Annotated in this window: 24 protein-coding genes; 14 read left to right on the top strand and 10 right to left on the bottom strand. The window is 72.2% G+C overall.

The features are described from left to right. Positions 1-111: 111 nt before the first annotated feature. Entirely contained in the window at positions 112-1,332 is a 1,221-nt protein-coding gene (locus ABZY57_RS25485; RefSeq protein WP_356515637.1) for an amidohydrolase family protein, read from the bottom strand. Positions 1,333-1,698: 366 nt separating this feature from the next. Between ABZY57_RS25485 and ABZY57_RS25480 the strand changes: the two genes are divergently transcribed. The 3 genes from ABZY57_RS25480 (at position 1,699) to ABZY57_RS25470 (ending at position 6,251) form a co-directional block, all read left to right on the top strand. Continuing rightward, positions 1,699-4,866, top strand: a complete 3,168-nt coding sequence (locus ABZY57_RS25480) for a BTAD domain-containing putative transcriptional regulator (protein WP_356515635.1) — start codon at positions 1,699-1,701, stop codon at positions 4,864-4,866. 174 nt (positions 4,867-5,040) lie between these two features. Continuing rightward, positions 5,041-5,238: a hypothetical protein gene (locus tag ABZY57_RS25475; RefSeq protein ID WP_351442715.1), complete on the top strand. Its 198-nt coding sequence runs from the start codon at positions 5,041-5,043 to the stop codon at positions 5,236-5,238. Positions 5,239-5,522: 284 nt separating this feature from the next. Beyond that, positions 5,523-6,251, top strand: a complete 729-nt coding sequence (locus ABZY57_RS25470) for a class I SAM-dependent methyltransferase (RefSeq protein WP_356515633.1) — start codon at positions 5,523-5,525, stop codon at positions 6,249-6,251. Between the two features lie 29 nt (positions 6,252-6,280). On the opposite strand, the gene sigJ is transcribed toward ABZY57_RS25470, so the two are convergent. Continuing rightward, complete coding sequence (gene sigJ / locus ABZY57_RS25465; RefSeq protein ID WP_356515631.1) at positions 6,281-7,234, bottom strand: RNA polymerase sigma factor SigJ; 954 nt, start codon at positions 7,232-7,234, stop codon at positions 6,281-6,283. 228 nt (positions 7,235-7,462) lie between these two features. On the opposite strand from sigJ, the gene ABZY57_RS25460 reads away from it, so the two are divergent. Together ABZY57_RS25460 and ABZY57_RS25455 are read left to right on the top strand one after the other, a co-directional pair. Then, positions 7,463-7,939, top strand: a complete 477-nt coding sequence (locus ABZY57_RS25460; protein WP_356515629.1) for a carboxymuconolactone decarboxylase family protein — start codon at positions 7,463-7,465, stop codon at positions 7,937-7,939. Positions 7,940-8,008: 69 nt separating this feature from the next. After that, positions 8,009-8,395, top strand: coding sequence for a DoxX family protein (locus ABZY57_RS25455; protein ID WP_356515627.1), 387 nt, complete (start codon positions 8,009-8,011; stop codon positions 8,393-8,395). Positions 8,396-8,590: 195 nt separating this feature from the next. On the opposite strand, the gene ABZY57_RS25450 is transcribed toward ABZY57_RS25455, so the two are convergent. From ABZY57_RS25450 to ABZY57_RS25435, 4 genes are all read right to left on the bottom strand, one after another. After that, the gene (locus tag ABZY57_RS25450) at positions 8,591-9,022 is read right to left on the bottom strand and encodes a GNAT family N-acetyltransferase (RefSeq protein ID WP_356515625.1); all 432 of its coding nucleotides are present in this window, start codon (positions 9,020-9,022) and stop codon (positions 8,591-8,593) included. Positions 9,023-9,421: 399 nt separating this feature from the next. Next, positions 9,422-9,967 carry a hypothetical protein gene (locus ABZY57_RS25445; RefSeq protein WP_356515624.1) on the bottom strand — a complete coding sequence of 182 codons (546 nt, stop codon included), beginning with the start codon at positions 9,965-9,967 and terminating at the stop codon, positions 9,422-9,424. Positions 9,968-10,058: 91 nt separating this feature from the next. Further along, positions 10,059-11,093, bottom strand: coding sequence for a helix-turn-helix domain-containing protein (locus ABZY57_RS25440; protein WP_356515622.1), 1,035 nt, complete (start codon positions 11,091-11,093; stop codon positions 10,059-10,061). Between the two features lie 55 nt (positions 11,094-11,148). Beyond that, a complete protein-coding gene (locus tag ABZY57_RS25435; RefSeq protein ID WP_356515620.1) occupies positions 11,149-11,454 on the bottom strand; it encodes a hypothetical protein in 306 nt (101 codons plus the stop codon). A 303-nt stretch (positions 11,455-11,757) separates the two neighbouring features. On the opposite strand from ABZY57_RS25435, the gene ABZY57_RS25430 reads away from it, so the two are divergent. From ABZY57_RS25430 to ABZY57_RS25420, 3 genes are all read left to right on the top strand, one after another. Then, entirely contained in the window at positions 11,758-12,783 is a 1,026-nt protein-coding gene (locus ABZY57_RS25430; RefSeq protein WP_356515618.1) for a LuxR C-terminal-related transcriptional regulator, read from the top strand. 155 nt (positions 12,784-12,938) lie between these two features. Then, positions 12,939-13,928: a GlxA family transcriptional regulator gene (locus tag ABZY57_RS25425; protein WP_356515616.1), complete on the top strand. Its 990-nt coding sequence runs from the start codon at positions 12,939-12,941 to the stop codon at positions 13,926-13,928. A 108-nt stretch (positions 13,929-14,036) separates the two neighbouring features. Beyond that, positions 14,037-14,792, top strand: coding sequence for an MBL fold metallo-hydrolase (locus ABZY57_RS25420; RefSeq protein WP_356515615.1), 756 nt, complete (start codon positions 14,037-14,039; stop codon positions 14,790-14,792). Positions 14,793-14,803: 11 nt separating this feature from the next. Here the strand turns inward: ABZY57_RS25420 and ABZY57_RS25415 are convergent, their stop codons facing one another. Next, positions 14,804-16,528: a FadD3 family acyl-CoA ligase gene (locus ABZY57_RS25415; protein ID WP_356515613.1), complete on the bottom strand. Its 1,725-nt coding sequence runs from the start codon at positions 16,526-16,528 to the stop codon at positions 14,804-14,806. Between the two features lie 108 nt (positions 16,529-16,636). Here ABZY57_RS25415 and ABZY57_RS25410 point away from each other — a divergent pair, with 108 nt between their 5' ends. From ABZY57_RS25410 to ABZY57_RS25385, 6 genes are all read left to right on the top strand, one after another. Further along, positions 16,637-17,788 carry a lipid-transfer protein gene (locus ABZY57_RS25410; protein WP_243339290.1) on the top strand — a complete coding sequence of 384 codons (1,152 nt, stop codon included), beginning with the start codon at positions 16,637-16,639 and terminating at the stop codon, positions 17,786-17,788. A 21-nt stretch (positions 17,789-17,809) separates the two neighbouring features. Beyond that, the gene (locus tag ABZY57_RS25405; protein WP_356515639.1) at positions 17,810-18,298 is read left to right on the top strand and encodes an OB-fold domain-containing protein; all 489 of its coding nucleotides are present in this window, start codon (positions 17,810-17,812) and stop codon (positions 18,296-18,298) included. Further along, positions 18,295-19,083 (top strand): enoyl-CoA hydratase/isomerase family protein, encoded by a 789-nt coding sequence (locus ABZY57_RS25400; RefSeq protein WP_356515611.1) that lies wholly within the window; start codon positions 18,295-18,297, stop codon positions 19,081-19,083. Before ABZY57_RS25405 ends, ABZY57_RS25400 begins: the two co-directional genes overlap by 4 nt. Before the next feature lie 144 nt (positions 19,084-19,227). Continuing rightward, a complete protein-coding gene (locus tag ABZY57_RS25395) occupies positions 19,228-19,623 on the top strand; it encodes a hypothetical protein (protein WP_356515609.1) in 396 nt (131 codons plus the stop codon). Beyond that, positions 19,599-19,853, top strand: a complete 255-nt coding sequence (locus tag ABZY57_RS25390; RefSeq protein WP_356515607.1) for a hypothetical protein — start codon at positions 19,599-19,601, stop codon at positions 19,851-19,853. Before ABZY57_RS25395 ends, ABZY57_RS25390 begins: the two co-directional genes overlap by 25 nt. Before the next feature lie 88 nt (positions 19,854-19,941). Next, positions 19,942-20,592 (top strand): hypothetical protein, encoded by a 651-nt coding sequence (locus ABZY57_RS25385; protein ID WP_356515605.1) that lies wholly within the window; start codon positions 19,942-19,944, stop codon positions 20,590-20,592. Between the two features lie 18 nt (positions 20,593-20,610). Here the strand turns inward: ABZY57_RS25385 and ABZY57_RS25380 are convergent, their stop codons facing one another. The 3 genes from ABZY57_RS25380 to ABZY57_RS25370 form a co-directional block, all read right to left on the bottom strand. Continuing rightward, entirely contained in the window at positions 20,611-21,213 is a 603-nt protein-coding gene (locus ABZY57_RS25380) for a hypothetical protein (protein WP_356515603.1), read from the bottom strand. 147 nt (positions 21,214-21,360) lie between these two features. Further along, positions 21,361-21,855, bottom strand: coding sequence for a peptidylprolyl isomerase (locus tag ABZY57_RS25375; protein WP_356515601.1), 495 nt, complete (start codon positions 21,853-21,855; stop codon positions 21,361-21,363). 101 nt (positions 21,856-21,956) lie between these two features. Further along, positions 21,957-23,177: PQQ-binding-like beta-propeller repeat protein (locus ABZY57_RS25370; protein ID WP_356515599.1), on the bottom strand; the 1,221-nt coding region annotated here is incomplete at its 5' end.

Below are 23,177 nucleotides of genomic sequence, written 5' to 3'. Positions count from 1 at the left end.
GCGCCGGCCCCGCGCGCCCCCCCCCCGCCCCCCCCCCGGCGGGCCGCTCCGCCCCCCCGGGCGCCCGGCGCCCCGCCCCCCGGGGCCACCCCCCCCGGCCCCCGCCGCGCGCTACGCCCCCGGCCAGAGGCCTTCCGGGGTCAGGCCCAGGAGGTCGATCGCGTTGCCGCGCACGATGCGGTCCACCACGTCCGGGGCCAGGTGGCCCATCTGGGACTCACCGACCTCGCGGGACTTGGGCCATGTGGAGTCGGAGTGGGGGTAGTCGGTCTCGTAGAGGACGTTGGCGACGCCGATGGAGTCGAGGTTCTTCAGGCCGAAGGCGTCGTCGAAGAAGCAGCCGAAGACGTGCTCCGCGAAGAGCTCCGACGGCGGACGCAGCACCTTGTCGGCGACGCCGCCCCAGCCGCGGTTCTCCTCCCAGACCACGTTCGCGCGCTCCAGGATGTACGGGATCCAGCCGATCTGGCCCTCCGCGTACATGATCTTGAGGTTCGGGAAGCGCTCGAACTTGCCGCTCATCAGCCAGTCCACCATCGAGAAGCAGCAGTTGGCGAAGGTGATGGTGGAGCCGACGGCCGGCGGGGCGTCCGCCGAGGTGGAGGGCATGCGCGAGGAGGAGCCGATGTGCATGGCGATGACCGTGCCGGTCTCGTTGCACGCCTCCAGGAAGGGGTCCCACTCGTCCGTGTGGATGGAGGGGAGCCCGAGGTGGGGCGGGATCTCGGAGAAGGCGACCGCGCGGACCCCGCGCGCCGCGTTGCGGCGGACCTCGGCGGCGGCCAGGCGGGCGTCCCAGAGCGGGATGAGGGTGAGCGGGATGAGGCGGCCGGCGGCGTCGGGGCCGCACCACTCCTCCACCATCCAGTCGTTGTACGCGCGCACGCCGAGCAGGCCGAGCTCGCGGTCCTTGGCCTCGGTGAAGGTCTGGCCGCAGAAGCGCGGGAAGGTCGGGAAACAGAGGGCGGACTGGACGTGGTTGACGTCCATGTCGGCGAGCCGGTCGGGAACCGAGAAGGAGCCCGGGCGCATCTGCTCGTACGTGATGACTTCGAGCTTGATCTCGTCGCGGTCGTAGCCGACGGCCGTGTCGAGTCGGGTGAGGGGTCGGTGCAGGTCCTCGTACACCCACCAGTCGCCTATCGGGCCGTCGTCGCCCTTGGCCCCCATCACGGGGGCGAACTTGCCCCCGAGGAAGGTCATTTCCTTCAGGGGGGCGCGGACGACGCGGGGGCCGACGTCGTGGTACTTGGACGGGAGCCGGTCCCGCCAGACGTTGGGGGGCTCAACCGTGTGGTCGTCCACCGAGATGATCTTCGGGAAGGTCTCCATGCCCTCACGGTAGCGTCAATCTGACGAACCGTCAGCTAGTTGGGCGGGGCGGGATCCCGATCCACGAGCACCGGGACCCCGATCCGCAGCGGCCGGGCCCTGATGCGCAGCCATCAGGGCCGGATCCCCCGCGATCGGGGCCTCGTGCGCGGCAATCGGACCTGATCCGTGCGGATCGGGAACCCGATCCGCACGGACGGGGTCTCTGATCCGCAGGGACGGGGTCCCCGATCCGCCGGGACCGGGCCCTCGTCCGCAAGGACCAGGGCCCATATCCGTAAGGACCGGGTCCGTTACGGACTGACGTGTACGCGCAACACAGGGCAGACTGACCCTTACACCTATGGAAGGCAGGGGGGAGACCAGATGGACGGCACACCGGCCATCCCGCACCAGCGGAACCACCCCGAGTCCGGTGATACCGCCATTGCCGCCGCCGCGGGACCCGGAGTCGAAGCAGCGCCCGCCGCGGAACCCGGGACCGAAGCCGCCACCGGCACCCCGCAGCAGCCCTCCGCCGCCGGAGGCAACCGGTTCGCCGTGCTCGGACCCATCCGGGCCTGGCGCGGCGGCGAGGCGCTGAGCTCCGGGACCCCGCAGCAGCGGGCGCTGCTCGCCGTGCTCCTGCTGCGCGAGGGCCGCACCGCGACCGCGCCCGAGCTCATCGACGCCATCTGGGGCGAGGACCCGCCGCAGCAGGCCCTCGCGACCATCCGTACGTACGCCTCCCGCCTGCGCAAGGTCCTCGAACCCGGTCTCCTCGTCAGCGAGTCCGGCGGCTACGCGATCCGCCTGCCCCACCCCGAGGCCCTCGACCTCGGCATCGCCCGCGCCCTCGCCGCCGACGCCGAAGCCGCACGCGCCGGGAAGACGAAGGGGGCCGACAGCCCCGGGAACGGCGGGAGCGACGGCAAGGGCGACCGCGCCCTCGCCCGGACGCTGCTGGCCCGCGCCCTGGACGTCTGGGACGGCGAACCGCTGGCCGGCGTACCCGGACCGCACGCCGAGACCGAGCGCACCCGGCTCGCCGAATGGCGCCTCCAACTGCTCGAAACCCGCCTCGACCTGGACCTGGAGCTCGGCCACCACGCCGAGGCCGTCTCCGAGCTCACCGCCCTCACCGCCGCCCACCCGCTGCGGGAGCGGCTGCGGGAGCTGCTGATGCTCGCCCTCTACCGCAGCGGCCGCCAGGCCGAGGCCCTCGCCGTCTACGCCGACACCCGCCGGCTCCTCGCCGACGAACTCGGCGTCGACCCGCGCCCCGAACTCGCCGAGCTCCAGCAGCGCATCCTGCGGGCCGACTCCGAGCTGGCCCGCGCCGAAGACCCGGCACCGGCCGCCGCGCCCGTCCACGTGAGGCCCGCCCAATTGCCCGCCACCGTCTCCGACTTCACCGGCCGGTCCAGTTTCGTGCGGGACCTCGGCGAGATTCTCACCGGCGCCGAGGGCCAGGTGATGGCGGTCTCCGCCCTCGCCGGCATCGGCGGCGTCGGCAAGACCACCCTCGCCGTGCACGTCGCGCACGCCGCCCGCCCGCACTTCCCCGACGGGCAGCTCTACGTCGACCTCCAGGGCACCGAGGCCCGCCCCGCCGAGCCCGAGGCCGTCCTCGGCTCCTTCCTGCGCGCCCTCGGCACCCCCGACGCCTCCATCCCCGACTCCCCCGCCGAACGGGCCGCGCTCTACCGCTCCACCCTCGACGGCCGCCGTGTCCTGGTGCTCCTCGACAACGCCCGCGACGCCGCCCAGGTCCGCCCGCTGCTGCCGGGGACCGCGGGCTGCGCCGCCCTCGTCACCAGCCGGGTCCGGATGGCGGGCCTGGCCGGCGCGCACCTCGTCGACCTCGACGTGATGAGCCCCGACGAGGCGCTCCAGCTGTTCACGCGGATCGTGGGGGCCGAGCGGGTCGGCGCCGAGCGCCAGGCCGCCCTCGACGTGGTCGGCGCCTGCGGGTTCCTGCCGCTGGCCATCCGCATCGCCGCCTCCCGGCTCGCCGCCCGCCGCACCTGGACCGTCTCCGTGCTCGCCGCGAAGCTCGCCGACGAGCGCCGCCGCCTGGACGAGCTGCAGGCCGGCGACCTCGCCGTCAAGGCCACCTTCGAGCTGGGCTACGGACAGCTGGAGCCCGCTCAGCAGCGTGCGTTCCGCCTGCTGGGGCTGCCCGACGGGCCGGACATCTCGCTCGCGGCGGCAGCCGCCGTACTCGACCGGCCGGAGCACGACACCGAGGACCTGCTCGAAGCCTTAGTCGACTGTTCCCTCCTCGAATCGGCCGCGCCCGGCCGCTACCGCTTCCACGACCTCGTACGGCTCTACGCGCGTGCCTGCGCCGAGCGCGACGAGCAGCCGCCGAACGCGCGCGACGCCGCCCTCGACCGGTTGCTGGACTTCTACCTGGCCACCGCCGCCGGGGTGTACGGCCTGGAGCGGCCCGGCGACCGGCTCGTGGCCCACCTGTCGGCCACCCGCTATCCCGGCCTGGTCTTCACGGAGCCGCATTCCGCTCAGGACTGGCTGTACGCCGAAGCCGACCCGCTGCTCGCCTGCGTACGGCAGGCCGCCGCGCGCCCGGCCGGGCAGCGCGAGGTATCCGCGGCCGGGGACGCGGGCACGCCCGCGGCCGGGGACGCCGGGACTCCGGGCCTGCTCCGCCGGGCCGTGGACCTGCTGTGGGCGGCCAAGGACCTCGCCGAGTCGGGCGCCAACTCCAAGCAGTACGAGTCGGCCGCCACCGCGCTGCGGGACGCCGCGCAGACCGCGAAGGACCCGTACGCCGAGGGCCGCGCCCGGACCACCCTCACCAACACCCACCTGGTCGCGGGCCGCTTCGTCGAGGCCGACGACGAGGCCCGCCGGGCCACGCTGCTCGCCCGCGCCGCCGGCGACGTGCTGCCCAGCTGCTGGGCGCCCAACGACCGGGGCATCATCGCCATCTACGAGGGCCGCTACGACGACGGCGAACGGTACCTGCTGGAGGCCATCACCAACTTCCGGGCCGACGCCAACTACGTCGGTGAGGCCAGCGCCCTGTGCAACCTCTCCCGCATCCACGTGGAGCAGGGCCGGCTCGCCAGCGCCATCGAACTCGCCGAGCAGGGCATCGCCATCTACGACCGGATGGGGCTCACCCTGCGCCTGGCCAACGGCCGCTACGCGCTGGGCATCGCCCTCACCCAGGCCGACCGGCTCCCGGACGCGCACTCCCAGCTGAACAAGGCCCTCGCGCTGTTCCACGAGAACCGGCAGCCGCTGTGGGAGGGCGTGACGCACTTCCGGCTCGCCAAGGTCCACCTGGCCGCGCGCAGGCCGACGCTGGCCGCCTCGCACGCCGAACAGGCCATCGCGCTGCGGGGCATCGGCGGCGAGTGGAACCGCGCCAGAGTGCTGACCGTACTGGGCCGGGCGCTGCGGCAGTTGGGTCAGCGGGACCGGGCGCGGGTGTGCTGGCGGGACGCGGAAGTCGTGTTCACGCAGCTCAAGTCGCCGGAACTGGCCGAGGTGCAGGCCCTGCTGGCGGCGGAGATCGCGGCCTGAGGCGCAGCACCGGGGGCGCTGAACGAGGCGTTCATCGTTCGTTTATCACCATCCGCCAGGATGGTGTTCATCGACTCGACGTGTCGGGGGGCACCAGGGTCGACTGCAAGACCACCCGTTCGGCGATCCGCGGGGGAATTGCCGAACGGGTCCTACCCACCATCAGGAGATCCGATGACGACGAACGAGAACGTCCTGCCGACCGACGGCGAGATCACGCCGCTCGACACCCACCCTTCGGATGTCGACATCACACCGATGGACAACCACGCGGCGGGCGAGCCGATCAAGCCGCTCAAGCCGCTCGACAACCACGCCGCGGGCGAGGACATCGTGACGATGGACAACCACGCGGCCGGTGGCGGCCTGTAGGTGGGGGTGTAGGCCTCACAGACACGTACGGCCCGGGAACACGGGGGAAACGGGGATCCGGGCCGTACCGCAGTACGTACCACGGGGGACCGGGGGTCACGGGGGGACAACCGGGGGTGCACGGGGGAACGGCGGCCGCGGTGGCCAGGAGGGGGACCACCGCGGCCGCCGCATGCCCCGGTCCGGGCCCGGGCCTGGCAGTGCGAGCGAGAAATCCCCGATCGGCTCCGGAGCGCGAGGAATCCCATCCCTCCAGGGAGGGGAGGATTCAATAGGCTGAGCATGTGTTCACCTCCCAGGGCCCGACCCTCCGCGAACTGGCCGTACAGGCCTTCTCCTCCGTCGAGCGGGGCTACGACCTGCTGGCGCCGAAGTTCGACCAGACCCCCTTCCGCACCCCCGACCGGATGCTCGACGCGGTCGAGGAGACGCTCGCCCGCCACGAGGGCACCTTCGGCGCCGGACTCGACGTGTGCTGCGGTACGGGCGCGGGTCTCGGCATGCTGCGGCGGCTGTGCCGGGGGCGGGTCACCGGGGTCGACCTGAGCGAGGGCATGCTCGCCGAGGCCGGGCTCGCCCACCCCGAGGAGCGCGTGGACCTCGTACGGGCCGACGCCCGGGCGCTCCCCGCCACGCTCGGGGACTCCTACGACCTGGCGGTCAGCTTCGGCGCCTTCGGCCACTTCCTGCCGGACGAGCGCCCCGCGGTCTTCGCCGGGGTCCACGGGGCCCTGCGTCCCGGCGGCGTGTTCGCCTTCCCGATCGGCGCCCCGATCCCGCCGAGCCGCCCGGCGTGGTGGGTCCTGTCCGGCTTCGACGCGGTGATGCGCGTGCGCAATGCCGTCTGGCGCCCGCCGTTCGTCATGTACTACCGCACCTTCCCGCTGAGCGGCGTACGCACCGACCTGCGCGCGGCCGGCTTCACGGTGGAGACGCTCCCCCTGGACCACTTCGGCCGCAGGCCGGACGGAACGCCGAACTGGCGGCTGGTCCTGGCACGACGGGCAGCCTGAGGGCCTTCGCCGTCCCGTCCTCCTGACGCCTACTGCCCCTCCGGCCCCTTCTCCGGCAGGCGGCCGATGTCGGACACGGGGCCGAGGTGGCCGAGCTTGTCGGGGTTGGACACGGTGTGGACCGCCCGCACCGCGCCGTCGACGATGTCGAGCTCGACCACGCTGGCCACCCGTCCCTCGGCGTCGACGATCAGGGCGCCCGGCCGGCCGTTGATCACGGCCGGCCGCAGGGAAGCGCCGAGGGAGCGGAGGCGGCGGAGTCCGCCGATGAGCAGCTGTCCGACGCGGTGCGGATCGGTCACCGACTTCGCGACCGCCCGCGCCTTGCCGCCGCCGTCCCCGTGGTAGACGACGTCGGGCGCGAGCATGTCGAGCAGGGCGTCCATCTCGCCGCCCGCCGCGGCCTCGAAGAAGGTACGGGCGAGCTCCTCGCCCTCCGCCCGCCGGGCCGGGGGCGGCGGGGTGTCGGCCGTCCGCCCTCCGGCGGCGATGCGCTTCCTGGCGCGGGCGAAGATCTGCCGGCAGTTCGCCTCGGACTTGCCGGTGGTACGGGCCACCTCCGGGTAGTCGTACCCGAACACCTCGCGCAGCATGAACACCGCGCGCTCCACCGGGGACAGTGCCTCCAGCAGGACGAGGAAGGCCATCGACAGGGAGTCGGCCAGCTCGGCGTGCTCGGCCGGCCCGGGGCGTTCGTCGGACACGACGACGGGCTCGGGCAGCCATTCCCCCACGTACGTCTCCCGCCGCACGCGCGCCGAACTCAGGTGGTTGATCCCGAGCCGCGTCACCGACGTCGTCAGGTACGCCTTCGGGGCCGCTATCCCGGTCCCGGCCCGATGGGCCTTGGTGAACCCGAGGAACGCGTCCTGGACGATGTCCTCCGCGTCACCCACGGACCCGGTCATCCCGTAGGCGATGGAGAACAGGAGCGGCCGGTACCCGGCCGCGTCCACCACATCCGCCGCATCTGCCGCATCCACCGCATCCACCGCATGCGTCGATCCCCGCACGAGACCCCTCCCCCGATTCGCTGCGCGCCGTCCCGCAGGTTATCCGAGCGCACCCGGCTGACCGATCATGAAATCCCGCCGTGACGCAGGTCACATCCGCCACCTGTCACAGCACGCAGGGGTGCCGTGTCTTAGAGGGAGCACGACGAAGAACGCAGGACACACACCGAACGACCGACAACGGCAAAGGAATCCGCCATGACCGCTCGCCTGAACCTGTTCGCCGACCCGGTTGCCGTCAAGGCGTGGAAGCACATCATCGCCGCGAGCAAGACCCTCGGGGAGTCGACCCTGCCGGCAGCGACCCGCGAGCTGGTGATGCTCCGCGCCAGCCAGATCAACGGCTGCGCCGGATGCATCGACATGCACACCAAGGACGCGGCGGCCGCCGGCGAGACCGCGGTACGCCTCCACCTGGTCGCCGCCTGGCGCGAGGCCACGGTGTTCACCGACGCCGAGCGCGCGGCCCTGCTCCTGACCGAGGAGGCCACCCGCATCGCCGACGCGGCGGGCGGGGTCAGCGACGAGGTCTGGGCGAACGCCGCCAAGCACTTCGACGACGAGCAGCTCGCCGCCCTGGTGACCCAGATCGCGCTCATCAACGCCTTCAACCGCGGCAACGTCATGGTCCAGACCCCGGCCGGCGACTACCAGCCCGGCCAGCTCCAGCACTGACCCCACGCGCCCACGGCTCCGGCCTCCGGGCCGGAGCCGGCGCCCGGCCCCACAAGGACTGACTGCCCCATGAACATCGCACTGTGGATGGTCACCGGACTGCTCTCCGCCGCCTATCTGCTCGGCGGCGCTTTCAAGGTGTTCACCCCGAAGGAGAGGATCGCCGCCACCGGAGCCAGCGCGAAGTGGGTCGAGGACTTCGACGCCGGCGCGGTGAAGGCCATCGGAGCAGTGGAGATGCTGGCCGCATCGGCCCTGATCCTCCCGGCCGTCCTGAACACCGCCCCGATCCTGGTCCCCCTGGCCGCACTCGGCCTGGTCCTCCTCATGCTGGGCGCCACCCTCACCCGCTACCGCCGGCACGAGCCCGCGTACATGGCGGTGGACCTGGCCTACGTCCTCCTGGCCGCCTTCGTGGCCTGGGGCCGCCTCGGCCCGGAGTCCTTCACCGGCTGACCGCCGACGACCCCACTCGACTCCTCGGCCTCCCCGTATGGGTACGCACCCGGGTGGCGAACGAAGAGCATGCACGCGTCGCCCACCCCACCAGGGCTCGACTCGGAGCAGTCCGGGAGCCCGACCGATCGGCCGTCGCCACCGTCCCCCGTCCAGCGACGCGAGCCCTTCGTTCGCTGACTCCGGGGAGGCGGCTCAGCGCACCCTCGGCAGCCCGAAGGCCGACATCTGCTTCTCCTCGTAGGAGAGGAAGCCGAGCGACCGGTAGAAGGCGTGGTTGCGCTGCCCTTCGGGTGTCGACTCGTGGTCGGTCGACAACAGAAAGAAGCGGCAGTGCGCGTACCGCTGCTTCAGGTGCTCGAGCAGTTTCCGGCCGATGCCCTGCCGGTGGAACGTGGGGTTGACGAGCAGGTCCTGGACGTAGCAGACGCTTTCGTCGTCGGAGATCGTTCTGGCCAGCCCGAGGAGGGCGCCCGACTCGTCCCTGGCGGTGATGACCAGATGTGAGTTCGCCAGCGCACGGCAGAGCTTGTCGACATCGCTGGTGTAACCGGCCCAGTCGACCGAGTCGTAGAGCTCGAACATCTCCTGGGGGTCGAATACGACCTCTTCCGCAATGACCGCCACGGCCCCACCTACTTCGAACGTGAGTGCTGAGAGGAAAATGTACCGGGTCGCGGCCGGCCGCGTGCCGGTGGGGCGCGATGCTTCTTTTGGATGAGTACCTGGAGAAAGACCTCTTCCCAGACCCCTCCAGCCTCCCGCTCGGCGGACCCGCACTCACACGGGTGAATGCGCCAACTGGCGTGGATTTCGCGGTGGTTGTCCGGCCTGGCCGGAGCGCGGCGCCGGGGTGCAGGCCGTGGTGGCCGCGCTGGCGGCGAGGCTGCTGTGAGGGGCGCGGGCTCGCGTTTCGAAGTCCGGTCCCCGGTAAGTGCAAGGCCGCAGCTCTTAGGGGCCCGGTGGAGAGGTACCGCCGCCCGGTCGGGCGGCGGCGCCCCTCTTCGGTTGTGCGCCGGCCTCGGGTCAGTGGAGCCAGATCGAGCTGACCTTGTCGTTCCACCAGCCGCTGCCCATGGCCGGGTCGTTCACCCACGCACCGACGTAGGCCTGGGCGCCGCCACCCCAGTTGTGCTCGGCGAAGGTGGTGGCGCAGCTGCCGGTCCGGTAGGAGGAGGTCTGGTCGTTGAAGCCCCAGTCGCCGAGGTTCTGCCAGTAGCCGCTGTCGTAGAAGGACAGCACACGGCCCCCGTTGGGGTTGTAGTTGCCGTGCTCGTACAGGCGCAGCGGGGTGGAGCAGTAGCCCTGGGCGCCGAAGGTGCCCGCGGCGGCGGCCTGGCGTGCGGCCTTGTCGCTCTCCGCCGTGGTGCGGAAGCAGGTGATGCCGCTGCGCTTCACGTTGCACGCCTGGGCGGCGCCCCAGCCCTTGGACAGGTCGATCTTCTTGCCCTCGAAGCTCGCGACGACCGAAGCACCGTTCGCCTGCGCGCTCGACGCCATGGCGGTGACGCTGCCGACCGCCAGGGCGAGTGCGCCCATCGTGATTCCTGCCTTGGCAAGGATTTTCTGCATCCTGTTGCTCCCCTGTACGGGCCGTCTCGAGGCCTGGTGGAGGGCTGTGTGCGCCCGTTCATCAGCCTGCTGGGAGGCCTTCGGGAAGTCGTTAGCATCCCGTGCCGACCGGTTCGCGATCCGTGCCAGGCAGGGGGGCGAGCACGTTCGCCGGAGCGCGGCTCGTCAGGTGCCGGTAGTCGCTGGGGGGCAGCCCGTACGCCGCGCGGAACGCGCGGGTGAAGTCGGCGGGGCGGGTGAAACCCCAGCCGGAGGCGATGGCATGGATGCTGCGGGACCTCATCAGCGGATCGGCCAGATCGGCGCGGCACCGCTCCAGGCGGTCCCGGCGGATCCGGGCCGCCACGGTCGTGCCCTGCTGCTGGAACAGCCGGTGCAGGGTGCGCAGGGAGATCTGGTGGGCCGCCGCGATCGTGGCCGGGGAGAGGCCGGGATCGCCGAGGCGCCGCCGGATGAACTCACTGATCCGGATGCGCAACACGTTGTGCTGCGTCTCCGGGGACAGGGCTTCCTGGGCTCGGGCGGCCTCGGCGAGCATCGCGCTGAGCAGGTCCAGGGTGGTGTGGGCCAGGCGCGGTGCGTCGAAGGCCTCGTACTCGGGGGCGTGGTCCATCAGGCCCGTGAGGTAGCGGCGCATCAGAGCCCCGATGCCCGTCCGTCCCGTGATCCGCGTGTGGGTGAGACGGTCCAGGGTGTTCGAGTGCAACGGCAGTGCGGTGCGCGGCACTTGCACGATCAGCGAGGAGACCTCGGGCCGGTTCACGGTGTCCGTCCAGCCCTGCCACGGCGTCGACGAGTCGTAGAAGAGGAGGTCGCCCTCGCCGACCTCCACCTCCCGGCCCGCCTGGGTCATCCCGATCCTGCCGCGCACCGTCAGCCACAGGTGCAGCACTTCGGGATCCTGCTGGCGGATCAGCAGCGGGGACCGGGACACCCTCAGCGACGGGTAGCGCTGCGCGAAGGTCTGTACGCCGCCCAGGTCCAGTGCCGCGGAACCGGCCGCGAAATCATCGCGGTGGTCGCTGGCCACCGTGGTGCGGAACAGTGACGACGAGACCATCGCGTCCCAGAAGTCGTACCGATCGGTGCCCGACAAGTGCTCGGTCGAGAACTTCGTACACAACATGGCCTGGTGTTCCCTTCCTGGTCGGCTCGGCCCCGTGCGCGGCGCGCGGCCGTGCTCAGCCGAGGCCCGGATCAGGGTGGAGGGGGACCTCCCGGGCCGCCCAGCCGGACAGCATCGGGGAGGTGGCGAGGGCCCGCATCACGCCGTGCAGTGCCGCGGCGCCGGCCGCCCGCTCGGAGTCGGCGAGGGAGTAGAGGACCAGGTCGGCCCGTCCGTCCCCGGCCCGTACGGTCATGTGCTCCGGCCGGTGCGCCGGTTCGGCGCAGGCCCACAGCACGTCGGTCAGCAGGTTCTGGTCGAGGCGTTGGTGCGGGGCCTGCGGACCCGCCGTCAGTTCCACCGCCGCCATCGCGAGGTACACGGGGCGTCAGTCCCAGATCAGGCCGAAGAAGGCGAAGAACATGGCGGGCCACTTCCTTTCTCTCCGTGGTCTCCCCGTGCCGCGCCGCCTGGTGCGCCGCTCCCGGCCGGTGTTCTCCGGCCGCAGCAGAAGCATCACCGGCGGGCGTCGGCCCCCGGAAGGCGTTCCGGATGAGAGCAAGTGGTCCTGAACGCTTGCTGTCACCGACCCGGTGGCGACCGGCGTGCCGATTTCGACAAGACAGCGGATCACCCGCTTGTCAGGCTCGGCGCACGCCGCCTTCTCCCGCAAGGAGGGACCACCGTGTTCGCCACGCTCGGGCTCGATCCGTCCACCGAAGCCGTGTACCAGCTGATGGCCAGCCGCCCGGAAGGCTGGGGAGTCGACCAGATCGCCGCGCACCTCGGGAGCACCGAGTCGGACGTGCGCGTGGCCCTGGACCGGCTCGCCGAGGCCTCGCTGCTGCGCAGGTCGCGGGCGGTCCCCGGCACCTGGCGGGCGGTCAGTCCGGAGCTCGGGATGCAGCTGATGCTCCGCCGTCACCAGGAGGATCTGGACCGGCGTCAGCGGGAGATCGCCGAGACCCACGCGACGGTGACCAGGATGATCTCCGACCTGCGCCGCGGCCCGAGCCCGGCCCCTGGGCACGGCGGCGCGTACGGGGGCCGGGCCGGGGCCGGAGGTGGCGGGGAAGTCCTGATCGGCATCGACGCCGTCCAGGCGCGCCTCGAACTCATCGCGGACCGGGCGGTGTCGGAGATCTGCACCTTCATGCCGGGCGGCGCCCAGTCCGATGCCGCCATCGAGGCGGCCCGGGAGAACGACTCCCGATTACTCGGGCGCGGCGTCGGTGTCCGCACGGTCTGCCTCGACAGTGTCCGCGGCAACCCGCCGACCTTCGACTACGCCCGCTGGCTGAGCGACAACGGCGGCGGCGTACGGACCGTACCCACACTTCCGCTGCGCATGATCCTCGTCGACCGGGCCCATGCCCTGGTACCCCTGGACCCGGCCGACACCCGGGCGGGAGCCGTCGTACTGCACCTGCCGGGCGCGGTCGCCGCGCTGACGGCTCTCTTCGAGCAGGTCTGGGAGGCCTCGCTGCCCCTGGGCTGCGACCGGCCGCGCGACGAGGGCACCGGCCTGACCCCGCCCGAAAGGGAACTGCTGCGGCTTCTGAGCCGGGGCATGACCGACCAGGCGGCCGCCCACCAGCTGGGGGTCTCGCTGAGCACGGTCCGCCGGTGCATGGCGGCCCTGATGGAACGGCTCGGCGCGCGCAGCCGCTTCGAGGCGGGCCTGCGCGTGGCGCAGCGCGGCTGGCTCTGAGGGGGAGCGCTCGGCGGGCCGTACGGCGTGGCCGGATCTGACAGAACCTCGTCATTGCGGCCATCGCGGCGGGGCGAAAGGATCGGCGCATGCCCGCACCGCCCGTACCGCCCCCACCTCCTCCTCTGGTCCCGTCCGTACCTTCCGTACCTTCCGTGCCTTCCGTGCCTCCCGTACCGCACAGGGTCGTCATCGTGGCCTTCCCCGGTGCCGAACTGATGGACGTCACCGGCCCTGCCGAGGTGTTCTCGGTCGCCACGCGGGTCGCCGGCACCTCCCGCCCCGGCTACCTCGTCCAGATCGCCACGGCCGACGGCGGACCGGTGGCCACCTCCAGCGGCGTCCGGCTGCTGGCGGACCTGTCCCTCGAAGAGGTGCACGGCCGGGTCGACACCCTGCTCGTGGCGGGCGCGGTGGAACTCGTGGGCGACCGGGTGGAGCCGGTGATCGACGGCGAGGTCACCGGCTGGCTTCGGGAAGCGGCGCCGTCGGCGCGCCGGACCGGGTCGATCTGCGCGGGAGCACACGTGCTGGCCGCGGCGGGGCTGCTCGACGGGCGGTCCGCCACGACGCACTGGCTCACCGCCGAACGGCTGGCCGCCGACCACCCACGGGTCGCCGTGGATCCGGATCCGATCTTCATCCGGTCCGGGAGCGTGTGGACCTGCGCCGGTGTGACCTCGGGGCTGGACATGGCACTGGCGATGGTCGCCGAGGACCACGGCCAGGCCCTTGCCCTGGCCACGGCACGGATGATGGTCATGTACGTCAAGCGCTCCGGCGGGCAGAGCCAGTTCAGCGTTCCGCTCTCGGCTCCGGCCACTTCGGGCGACCGGATCGACGACCTGCGCGTGTGGATCGCCGACCACCTCACCGCGGACCTCACCGCGGAGGCCCTGGCCGCACGGCTGCACCTGAGCGTGCGGCACTTCTCCCGGCTGTTCCGGCTGCGTACGAACGGCACGCCGGCCGCCTACGTGGAGTCCGCCCGCCTCGAAGCCGCCCGCCGGCTGCTGGAGGAGAGCGACGGCAGCCTGCCGGAGGTCGCCGCGGCCAGCGGCCTCGGCTCGGTGGAGACCTTGCACCGCTCCTTCCAGCGCCGGCTGGGGACCACGCCCGCCGAATACCGGCGCCGGTTCCGGTAGCCCCGGCACGCCCCCGCACGAACCACGGCACCATCCGCCGGCAGCCCGGCGGATCCCCGGCATGCCCGCACGGGCAGCAGCCGGTCCGGTCACCTCAGGGAGGACGCCATGTCCCGTACGAAGGTCATCCCCATCCCCGTCATGGGCCGAACGGCCATCAACGCGTACCTGCTCCTGGGGCGGCGGCCCGTGATCGTCGACGCGGGGACACCCGGCAGCGGCCGGAAGATCTTCGACCGGATCACCGGGCACGGAGTGGACCCCCGGGACGTCTCGCTGATCGTCCTCACCCACGGGCACATCGACCACTTCGGCTCCGCCGCCGAACTGCACCGCCTCACGGGCGCGCCCGTCGCCGGCCACATCGCCGACCTCGGGCCGTACCGCAGCGGCCGGGTCCGCGAACCGTATCTGCCCACCGGCCCGATGGGCCGCGTCATGAACCGGAGCAAGGAGCTGCACGTCCAGGCCGAACCCGTCGATCCCGAGGTCCTGATCCGCGGTGAGACGCCCCTCGAGGACTTCGGGATCGCGGCCCGCATCATGCCCACCCCCGGCCACACCGCCGGATCGGTCTGCGTCCTCACCGACGACGGGGACCTCGTCGCCGGCGACCTCGTGGCCAACTCCTTCATGGGCCTGATCCCCGGCAAGCCGGCCAATCCGCCGTTCCACGACGACCCGCGGCGCAACCTCACCAGCCTTCGCGAGATGCTCGCCCTCGACCCCACCCGACTCCACGTCGGCCACGGCGCCCCGCTGGAGCCCGACCGGGTCCGGCGGTGGGCCGACCGCGAATCCGACCGTCTGGCCCGGCGCGAAGCGGCCGGCCGGATCGCCACCCGGCCCGGGTCGGCGCGCTGACCCGCTCCGGATCAGCGGCTGCGGAGTTCGCGCTTGAGGACCTTTCCGCTCGCGTTGCGCGGGAGTTCGGAGACGAACTCCACCTCCCGCGGCACCTTGTAGTTGGCCATCTCCCGGCGTGACCAGGCGATCAGGTCGTCGGCCGTGAGGACCGCGCCGGGGCGGCGGACCGCGTACGCCTTGCCGACCTCGCCCAGGCGCGGGTCGGGGATCCCGACCACGGCGATGTCGGCGATGTCGGGGTGCAGGCCGAGGAGCTGCTCGATCTCGGCGGGGTAGGCGTTGAAGCCGCCGACGATGAACATGTCCTTGATCCGGTCGGTGATGCGCAGGTTCCCGGCGGCGTCGAGGACGCCGACGTCCCCGGTCCGGAGCCAGCCCTCGGGGGTGATGGCCTCGGCGGTTTCGGCCGGGTCCTCGAAGTAGCCGCGCATGACGTGGTGGCCGCGCACCCACACCTCCCCGGCCCGGCCCGCGGGCTGGGCCTCGCCGTTCCGGTCCACGATCCTGACCTCCGTGCCGGGGATGGCCCGGCCCGAAGTCGAGGCGATGATCTCCACCGGGTCGCCGCGGCGGCACATGGTGACGATGCCGCTGGCCTCGGAGAGCCCGTACGCGGTGAGGACGGTGCCGATGCGCAGTTCGCCGCGGAGCCGTTCGACGAGCTGGAGCGGGACCACGGCGGCGCCGGTGACGACCAGGCGCAGGGCGGAGAGGTCGTGGTGGTCGCGCTGGGGGTGGTCGAGGAGGGACTGGTGGAGGGTGGGCGGGCCGGGGAGCACGGAGATCCGCTCGGCGGCGATGTTGGCGAGGACGGTGTCCACGTTGAAGACGGGCTGGGGGACCATCGTGGCCCCGCGCATCAGGCAGGCGATGACCCCGGCCTTGTAGCCGAAGGTGTGGAAGAAGGGGTTCACGATCAGGTAGCGGTCGCCCTCGCGCAGTCCGGCGAGCTCGCTCCAGACCTCGTAGCAGCGCAGGGACTGGGCGTGGGAGATGACGGCGCCCTTCGGGCTCCCGGTGGTGCCCGAGGTGAAGATGATGTCCGAGGGGGCGGAGGCGGGGATCGCGTCCGTCCGGGCGCGGACGGCCTCCGCGGATACGGAGTCTCCGCCGGTCAGGAACTCCTTCCAGGTGCGGAAGGAGTCCGGTGCGTCGTCGGACAGGACGACGACCTGCTCCAGGTGGGGCAGGCCGGGCAGCGGCCCGGAGCCCTCGCCCTCGGCGGCGGCCCGGCGCAGGGAGGCGACGTAGGAGGTACCGAGGAAGGTGCCGGTGACGAAGAGGAGCCGGGCGCGGCTGCGCTGGAGGACGTAGGCGGCTTCGGAGCCCTTGAAACGGGTGTTGAGGGGGACGAGGACGGCTCCGGCGGAGACGGCGCCGAGGGCGGAGACGATCCATTCGAGGGTGTTGGGCGCCCAGACGGCGACCCGGTCCCCCGGCTCCACGCCGGCGGCCATGCAGGCGGCGGCGGCCCGCTCGACGCGCTCGCCGAGCTGCGCGTAGTCGATCCGGACCCGGCCGTCGACGACGGCCTCCCGGCCGGCGTAGCGCGTGGCGGCGTCGCGGACGAGGCCGCCGATGCTGATCCACTCGGCCACGGAATCGGAATCGGCGCCCGCGGCAGCGGCACCGGCCCGCGGGCTCGCTCCCCGTCCCGCTCCCGGCGCCGGAGGCGCCCCCGCGCCGGGGCCGTGCCCCGTCGTGTCGGCGCGCCCGTGTGCGTCCTCGGCCATCGTCCGCCCCTCCCCTGCAACACCAATAGCTGACTATCCGTCAGATTAGCTGTAGCCTTCGCGGCTGTCAGTACTGGTGCACCCCTCACCCTCACCCCGGAGGTGGCGATGGCGGCAACGCTCAAGGACGCTACGGCGATAGTCGGCATCGGGCAGACCGCCTTTGCCAAACAACTGCCGCAGTCCGAAAAGGAACTGGCCTGCCGGGCCATTCTCGCGGCGCTCGACGACGCGGGGATAGACCCGTCAGAGGTCGACGCCTTCTCCTCCTACACGATGGAGGAGACCGACGAGGTGGAGGTCGCCAAAGCCATCGGCGCCGGCGACGTCACCTTCTTCTCCAAGATCGGCTACGGGGGCGGCGGCTCCTGCGCCACCGTCGGCCACCTGGCCGCCGCCGTAGCCACCGGCCAGGCGAGCGTCGGCGTGGCCTGGCGTTCGCGCAAGCGCGGCTCGGGGCCGCGGCCGTGGAAGAACACGGCCGTCCAGCTCCCCACCCCCGGCCAGTGGACGCGCCCCTTCGGCCTGCTGCGCCCCGCCGACGAGATCGGCATGCTGGCCCGCCGCTACATGCACGAGTACGGCGCCACCCGCGACCACCTCTTCAACGTCGCGATGGCCTGCCGCAACCGGGCCAACGAGAACCCGGCCGCGATGATGTACGAGCGCCCGCTGACCCGCGAGATGTACATGACCGCCCGCATGATCAGCGACCCGCTCTGCCTCTTCGACAACTGTCTGGAGACCGACGGGGCGCTGGCCTGCGTCATCGTGAGCGCCGAGCGCGCCCGCGACTGCCGGCAGAAGCCCGTCTACGTCCACTCGGTCGCCCAGGGCCTGCCCTCCCAGCACCACGGCATGGTCAACTACTGGAACGACGACCCGCTGTCCGGCCCCGCCTGGACCGCCGCCCGGCACCTGTGGAAGCAGGCCGACTTCGGGCCCCAGGACGTGGACGTCGCCCAGATCTACGACGCCTTCACCCCCCTGATCCCGCTCTCCCTGGAGGGCTACGGCTTCTGCGGACGCGGCGAAGGCGCCTCCTTCACCGAGGGCGGCGCCCTGGAGATCGGCGGCCGGCTCCCCATCAACACCGGCGGCGGCGGCCTCAGCGAGGCCTACGTGCACGGCTTCAACCTGATCAACGAGGGCGTCAAGCAGCTCCGCGGCATCTCCACCGCCCAGGTGCCCGACGCCGCGACCTGCCTGGTGACCGCGGGCGAGGGTGTCCCGACGTCCGCGATCCTGCTGCGAGCCTGAGGAGCTGAGGAATCCATGACGATGCAGACCACCACCACGCCCGCGACGCCCTCGCCGCCCGCGGGACCCGCCGACGAGCTCCTCCTGCCCGTCCCTGACGAGGACGGCGCCCCCTTCTGGGAGTACGCCGCCCAGGGCGAACTCCGCGTCCAGGCCTGCGCGGCGCCCACCTGCGGGAAACTGCGCTTCCCGCCCCGCCCCTGCTGCCCGCACTGCCGGTCCTTCGACTCCGAATGGCGCCTGATGAGCGGCCGGGGCCGGATCTGGTCCTACGTACGGCCGCACCCGCCGCTGCTGCCCGCCTACGCCGCGCAGGCCCCGTACAACGTGATCCTCGTGGAGCTCGCCGACGCCCCGCACATCCGCCTCGTCGGGAACCTCGTCACCTCCGCCGACGCCCCGCTGGACTCGATGGACCCGGCGCGGCTGCGCATCGGCGCGCGGGTCCAGGTGGTGTTCACCGAGTCGGGCGGGACGGCGGTCCCGCGCTGGGTGCTGGAGAAGTCATGACCGGTCCGGGACTGCGGGTGGAGCGGGACAAGGCCACCGGCGTCGCGGTCGTCACCCTGGACCGGGAGCGCAAGCACAACGCGATCGACCTGGCGACGGCAGCCGAACTGGCGCGGGTGTGGCGGGAGTTGCGCTACGAGGACGAGGTACGGGCGATCGTGCTGACGGGCTCCGGGCAGGCGGCCTTCTGCACGGGCATCGACCGGGGCGTGGACGTGCCGCAGCCCACCTCGCCCTACTCGGTGGACGACCCGCTCGTCGCCATCGGCCCGAAGGCGAACGACCTGTGGAAGCCGGTGGTCGCCGCCGTCAACGGCATGGCCTGCGGCGGGGCGTTCTACCTGCTGGGCGAATCGGAGTTCATCATCTCCTCCTACTCCGCGACGTACTTCGACCCGCACACCAGCTACGGGATGGTCAGCGCCTACGAGGCGATCTACATGGCGCAGCGCATGCCCTTCGGCGAGGCCGCCCGGATGTCCCTGATGGGCACGGCGGAACGGCTCTCCGCGCGGCGGGCTTACGAGATCGGCCTGGTCTCGGAGCTGGCGGAGCCCGGGGCGCTGCTCCCGGCGGCCCTGCGGGCGGCGCAGACACTGGCCGGCTTCCCCACGGAGGCCGTGCAGGGCACCGTACGGTCCCTGTGGGCGGCGAAGCAGGCCACCCTCCAGCAGGCACTGGCGCAGGCCCCGGGGCTGGTGGCCCTGGGGAACCTGCCGCCCGAGCGGCAGGCGGAGCTGTTCGCGGGGCGGCGCGGGGCAGGACCGGAGCCGCGGGTGCGGTGACGGGGTGAGGTGACGGCGCGCGGGGAAGCCCCGCTGGTTCCCCGTACAACCATCGGACAGGGCGGGCGGTCCTCCAGTCGGACAGAAGGACGAGTATCCGGGGGCCACATAAAGAAGCGGGTCAGTGCAGTTCTCACCGCGGCGATGGCCGTGGGCACCGTCTGGGCGGTGCCCACGGTCGCCCGGGCCGCCGACCCCTACCCGGACATCGGCGCTTACTCGTGGGACGAGCGGGTCGTCGTGTCCACCTGGGACACGCTCGTGAACGTACCGGTCGGCCTCAAGGCCCACGTGCGCAAGAAGGGGTCGCCCACCCGGCTCGCCACCCTCACGCAGTTCACCCGCCGGCCGGACCCCTGCACGACGAACTGCGGGAGCGAACCCCTCCCTCCGCGCGACTTCCAGAGCGAACCGGTGAAGCTCCCCGAGCTCGGGGAGTACGTCATCGACCTGGAATACACCGGCTCCCAGGGCGAGACCATCCTCCACGAGGACATCGGAGACCTGATCTCAAGGTGCGGCCGGTCTTCTCGAACCTGAAGTCGAGCGCCGTGTCGATGGAGCACCTCGACACGGTGATCTCCGGTGACCTCGCGGTCTACAACCCCCTCGACGGCACGTCCAAGCCCTACGCGGGCGGGGCGTTCACGACCGGGAGGGGCGATGTCACCAGGTCTCAGACCGCGGACGCCCAGGGGCACTTCGAGGCCACGTTCCCGATCACCAGCACGACTTCGTCGACGACCCGTACGAGGACCAGGTGGACGTGAGGCTCGCGGCGTCTCCACGGAGCTGCGCAAGGACAGCGTCCTGAGCGTCCGCATCTCCTCGCTCTGGGTGGTGTCGAAGGCGGCGACCGTGAAGGTGGACACCACGGGCGGCACCGCCTTCTCCGGCTTCGCCGCCTCCGTCGACCAGTACAAGTCCGTCCACGTGTCGGGCGGGTTCGAGCGCGGCGAGATCCCGGCGGGGACCACGTCGCTCAAGGTCGACATCCAGTACTCGGCGGACGGCAAGACCGGCTGGACCACCCGCAAGAGCTTCGGCGTCCCCACCCAGGCCGGCACGAACGCCAAGGCGGCGATCCAGGAGAGCATGCCCTACCCCGGCGCCCCCGGCTACGTACGGCTCCGGTACGGCGCGACCCCGGGCATCCACGGCTCGGTGACTCCCGCCGTCCGGGTCGAACGCACCATGACGGCCATCCCCGAGTTCAACGCCACGCCCGAACCGGCCAGGAAGGGCGCGCCCATCACGATCACGGGCAAACTCACCCACCGCACCCCTGACTGGAAGCCATTCGCAGGCCAGCGGATCGACTACTACTACCGCCCCGCCGGGAGCACCGTCTGGAAGCAGATGGGCACCTCCACGACCGCCGCCGACGGCACTTTCAAGAAATCGTTCACCGCCACTCGGACCGGCTCCTGGTACGCCCGCTACGAACACCAGGACGGGCTGCACTTCGTCGCCGCCAGCGGCGTGGACGAGGTTGTCGTCACCCCCTGACCCACACCGCCCGACGGGTCAGCGGGTCTTCCGCGTGGACCTGGGCTTCGGCTTGCTCGTGGTCGTGCCGCCCGTGCCGCCGGTGGTGGTGCTTCCTGTGGTGCCGGAGGTGGAGGTCGACCTCGGCGTGGGCGAGGCGGTCGAGAGGGTCTGGATGGTGCCCACCGTGCAGTGCGTGACCTCTCCCGCCTCGGCCGCGCTCGTCATCGGCAGGTCGACCGTCCGGCTCTCGCCCGCCTTGAGCGCGAGTTCCACGGAGCCGGAGTCGACCCGGCCGGACACGCCTTCGAAGAACAGCGGGACGCGGAAGGTGTACCCGTTGACCGCGTCGGAGGTGACCTTGAGCGTGGCCTTCGGCCGGCCGGGGCCGGCGCAGGTGATGACCTCGGCGTGAGCGGACGGCCGGGTCGCGGTGGGCGTGGCCGAAGCCGTCGAGCCGCTGCCGGACCCGCTGCCGGAGCCTCCGTAGCCGTTCGTCTTCGTCTTGCTCTTGGAGCTGGAGCACCCGCCCCCGCTGCTCTTGCTCTTGCTCTTGCCACCCGTGGACGAGAACCCGGTCAGCGCGAGCACCACGCCCACAAGCACCGCCGTGACCCTGACCCGGCGCCCTGTGACCACCATGACCGCTTCCTCTCCCCGTTGGACAACGGGCGGCACGCTATCAGGGGCATGACACAGAACGGCTCCTCCCCTCCCCGTCCCCACATGACGGCGGCCCCGTCCCCCGGAGGGGGCGGGGCCGGCCAGCCGTTGCGGGCGGGGTGGGGATCAGGCCTCGACGACGCCGGACGCCGCGATCTCGATCTTGCCGCGCGTGGAGCCCGAGGGGGTGCCGAGCTTCTCGATGCGGTCCACGATGTCCGTGCCCTCGACGACCTCGCCGAAGACGACGTGCTTGCCGTCGAGCCAGGAGGTGACGACGGTGGTGATGAAGAACTGCGAGCCGTTGGTGTTGCGGCCGGCGTTCGCCATCGACAGCAGGTACGGACGGTCGTGCTTCAGGGTGAAGTTCTCGTCGGCGAACTTCTCGCCGTAGATGCTCTTGCCGCCCGTGCCGTTGTGGTTGGTGAAGTCACCGCCCTGCAGCATGAACTGCGGGATGACGCGGTGGAAGCCGGAGCCGGCGTAGCCGAAGCCGTTCTGGCCCGTGCACAGCTCGCGGAAGTTCTGGGCGGTCTTCGGGACGACCTCGTCGAAGAGGTTGAAGACGATGCGACCGGCGTCCTCGCCGTCGATCTTGATGTCGAAGAATACGTTGCTCATGGGGTCCATCCTGTCACTCCTCGTGCGGTGCGCGCCCCCGAGGGGGCCGCGACGCGACCCCCGGACGGCTCAGCCCCAGCTCAGGCGGCGGCTGAGCCGGGTCATCCGCCCGTACGGGTCCCCGTGCCCTTGGCGGCGTCCAGCGCGTAGACGCAGCGGTCCTTGCTGCACGCGTACACCACGCCCGCCTCGGCCACGGGGGCTCCGGTGATCTCCCCGCCGGTGGCCAGTTTCCAGCGGAGCTGGCCGCCCGCCGCGTCGAGGGTGTACAGGCAGTGGTCGGCCGATCCGAAGTGGACCCGGCCGTCCGCGACCGCCGGGGAACCGGTGATCTCGCCACCCGCCGCGAAACGCCACTTCGGGGTGCCGGTGACCGCGTCGAGCGTGTACACGGCGCTGCCTGCGGCCAGGTGGACGTTGCCCGCGGCGACGAGGACCGGGTCGGCGCACTGCCGGGGCTCGGTGGCGATGCGCCAGCGGTCCTTGCCGTTGGCCGCGTCCAGGGCGTAGACGGTGCCCAGGTAGTCCGCGAGGTAGACCCCGCCGCCCGTGACGGCCGCGCCGGGGGCGAAGGCCGGGGGCGCGAGGAACACGGCGGGCGCCTCGAAGTGCCAGCGGACCCGGCCCGAGGCCCGGTCGATGGAGATCACCCGGGTGCCCGCGGCGACGTAGACGTTGCCGTCGGGAGCGGGCGTGACCCGTACGGGCACGTTCCCGCAGGAGGCGGCGTCACCGACCGGGTACGACCAGGACTCGCGGCCGGAGCGGGCGTCCAGGGCGCGCAGCCGGGCGTCCTGCCACACGTAGACCGTGCCGTCGTGCAGGACCGGGGCGGCCTCGACGGTCTCGAACTCGCTCTGCGCGCCGGTCAGCTCCCACAGCTTCTGCCCGTTGGACGACTCCCAGGCCTGTACGCCGCCTCCGCGCGTGGCGGTGACGACGGTGCCCCGGTCGGCGCGCAGGGCGTACACCCAGGCATCGGCGGACAGCCGCCAGCGCTCGGAGCCGTCGGTGGCGTCCAGGGCGTAGAGGGAGGGGCCGTCGGAGGCGTGGATGCGCCCGTCGGCGACGGCCATGGACCAGGCGACGTCACGGGTCTTGAACTGGCGGCGGCCGCTGGCCACGTCCAGGGCGTGCACCTCGAAGGAGGTGACGTAGAGCAGGTCGCCGGCGACGCTCGGGGTGCCCCAGACCTCGTTCGACATCCGGAACCGCCAGGGCCGCCAGCGCCCGCTGTCGGGGGCCGGGCCGGGGCTCGGCACGACGACCGAGGGCGCGGGCCCCGCCACCGGGGTGCCGGCGGGTGGCCGGATCCAGCCGGT

This window comes from Streptomyces sp. NPDC006450 (genome assembly GCF_040612195.1).
GTDB lineage: Bacteria > Actinomycetota > Actinomycetes > Streptomycetales > Streptomycetaceae > Streptomyces.
The sequence above is the reverse complement of the archived record's forward strand: the minus strand, read 5'-3'. Positions and strand labels throughout refer to the sequence as shown.

Excerpts from the sequence above, each read along its gene's own strand:
- ABZY57_RS25485 (WP_356515637.1), bottom strand. The coding sequence starts at position 1,332 with ATGGAGACCTTCCCGAAGATCATCTCGGTGGACGACCACACGGTTGAG.
- ABZY57_RS25480 (WP_356515635.1), top strand. The coding sequence starts at position 1,699 with ATGGACGGCACACCGGCCATCCCGCACCAGCGGAACCACCCCGAGTCC.
- ABZY57_RS25475 (WP_351442715.1), top strand. The coding sequence starts at position 5,041 with ATGACGACGAACGAGAACGTCCTGCCGACCGACGGCGAGATCACGCCG.
- ABZY57_RS25460 (WP_356515629.1), top strand. The coding sequence starts at position 7,463 with ATGACCGCTCGCCTGAACCTGTTCGCCGACCCGGTTGCCGTCAAGGCG.
- ABZY57_RS25455 (WP_356515627.1), top strand. The coding sequence starts at position 8,009 with ATGAACATCGCACTGTGGATGGTCACCGGACTGCTCTCCGCCGCCTAT.
- ABZY57_RS25445 (WP_356515624.1), bottom strand. The coding sequence starts at position 9,967 with ATGCAGAAAATCCTTGCCAAGGCAGGAATCACGATGGGCGCACTCGCC.
- ABZY57_RS25440 (WP_356515622.1), bottom strand. The coding sequence starts at position 11,093 with ATGTTGTGTACGAAGTTCTCGACCGAGCACTTGTCGGGCACCGATCGG.
- ABZY57_RS25420 (WP_356515615.1), top strand. The coding sequence starts at position 14,037 with ATGTCCCGTACGAAGGTCATCCCCATCCCCGTCATGGGCCGAACGGCC.
- ABZY57_RS25415 (WP_356515613.1), bottom strand. The coding sequence starts at position 16,528 with ATGGCCGAGGACGCACACGGGCGCGCCGACACGACGGGGCACGGCCCC.
- ABZY57_RS25410 (WP_243339290.1), top strand. The coding sequence starts at position 16,637 with ATGGCGGCAACGCTCAAGGACGCTACGGCGATAGTCGGCATCGGGCAG.
- ABZY57_RS25405 (WP_356515639.1), top strand. The coding sequence starts at position 17,810 with ATGCAGACCACCACCACGCCCGCGACGCCCTCGCCGCCCGCGGGACCC.
- ABZY57_RS25400 (WP_356515611.1), top strand. The coding sequence starts at position 18,295 with ATGACCGGTCCGGGACTGCGGGTGGAGCGGGACAAGGCCACCGGCGTC.
- ABZY57_RS25395 (WP_356515609.1), top strand. The coding sequence starts at position 19,228 with ATGGCCGTGGGCACCGTCTGGGCGGTGCCCACGGTCGCCCGGGCCGCC.
- ABZY57_RS25380 (WP_356515603.1), bottom strand. The coding sequence starts at position 21,213 with ATGGTGGTCACAGGGCGCCGGGTCAGGGTCACGGCGGTGCTTGTGGGC.
- ABZY57_RS25375 (WP_356515601.1), bottom strand. The coding sequence starts at position 21,855 with ATGAGCAACGTATTCTTCGACATCAAGATCGACGGCGAGGACGCCGGT.